Annotated in this window: 1 protein-coding gene; it reads right to left on the reverse strand. The window is 33.6% G+C overall.

Translation table 11 applies throughout. The features are described 5' to 3' along the window. Positions 1-684: hypothetical protein (locus tag QBK89_RS14960; RefSeq protein ID WP_284141815.1), on the reverse strand; the 684-nt coding region annotated here is incomplete at its 3' end. Between the last annotated feature and the right edge of the window lie 1084 nt (positions 685-1768).

The following is a 1768-nucleotide window of genomic DNA, read 5'->3' on the forward strand; positions in this document are numbered from 1 at the left end:
AAATTTTTTTGTGAATTCCTTGAGGTCTTCAAACTCTTTTACCAGAGGTTGCTCGTTGTGACTTACTATCCTTTCTGTTATAACATTATCTTTCACAATGGCTTGTTCACTCTTCTTCCACTCCCAGTGACCTCTCCCATCGATTAAATCATACAATTCGATCGTTCGAACAGGTACTAATTCGTTACCTTCCTCATTTTTTTTATAGAATTCCCACTTCATCGCATCTGTTAATATTGCTTTATCATTATTCTTAGCAGACAAATGACAACTTAGTTGGTTTTTGATGTCTTCTCCATATTTTTCATAATCCTTGTTATAGATACGTTGATTCAAATAAGGTGACTTAACCTCTACAACGGCACGATAATCAACACTATTTTCCTTGTTCAGCCAGTTCCAATCGTTAGCTATTACTAAATCAGGTGTAGATGACTTTTCTATTCCCTGTTGATCTATGTATGTTCCGCAATATTGAAGATAATCATGTATATCCGAGTCTGGCCCTTTTTTTTCAATATTTTCAACATCAAGATTGGGGCAAATGGCACTTATTAATCTCTTAACTACTCCGTTCTGAAAATTTATTTCTCTTACATCGTTATTTTTTTTGTATTTTTCAAACCAACCCTTGTAATCATCAAAGCTAACATCATGATGTTTTGAAACGTCTAAACCATTCATTGTTTTCTCCTCCATCTTTGTCTTTCTTCATTTTTTTACCAATGTGCAACAGTCATAGAGTTCTTGTATAACTCTATTTATTAAAACTTTAATTATTATAATAATACAACATAACTATCACCGTTCCATATATAGATTAAAATGCCATAAGTGAATTTTTCCATAAATAACTATTTCTAATACTAGACTAGCACCATCGTTTAACTAAATCAGGCTAATTCTTTGTAACCATTTGAGGAAATTATTAAAAGAATCTTATCATCTTCTTAATTTCTTGCTTTTTAATTAATGATTTTAAAGCACCTAATACCAAAGACGAAGACCTTTCAGCATATTTCCCATGTTCAGCTAAATGCTTTTATTCATTAATTGCGTTAATAGAAGGGACAACCTCAACTTATAAAAAATAAAAACGACGACTGTAATTATTTTTAAATACAAATCGTCGTTCCAGTTTCCTATCTTATTCTCTTGTGTTCCCACACCCCTGATCAATTACCACCGAAACGGTAATGTGGTTTTCAGTACTTTTTTTCTAGTTTTTTCACCTTCTCCCACAAACACGAAATGCTTGTGAAAGTGTTCAAACTAAGGATTTCTATATAGTTTCTGTGAAACCATAATAAACTCCTGCTAAATCCCACCCCTCAAACCCGCATTCCACCGTTGCCGTTAAAATAAAGTTTTGCTACGGAACCCCCATTTGGATGATTTTTCTTTCAAAAATAGGCACTTTCTTCCCTCTATTACGCCTGTTTTTTCACCTTTTTTTNTCCTGCTAAATCCCACCCCTCAAACCCGCATTCCACCGTTGCCGTTAAAATAAAGTTTTGCTACGGAACCCCCATTTGGATGATTTTTCTTTCAAAAATAGGCACTTTCTTCCCTCTATTACGCCTGTTTTTTCACCTTTTTTTCGGAGTTATAAAAAACATTTGTGATATTAGAATGAAGAAAAAGTCGATAAAAGAATGACAGGACAAGGGTTTGGGCATGAAAAGACCCCGAAATCGCAAAAGTATTTTTTAACGAAATCAGGGTCGGACTAGCAAATGTTTATTTTAACTAGCAAGAGATTTTTTTA

The organism is Virgibacillus sp. LDC-1, assembly GCF_030137545.1.
Taxonomy (GTDB): domain Bacteria; phylum Bacillota; class Bacilli; order Bacillales; family Amphibacillaceae; genus LDC-1.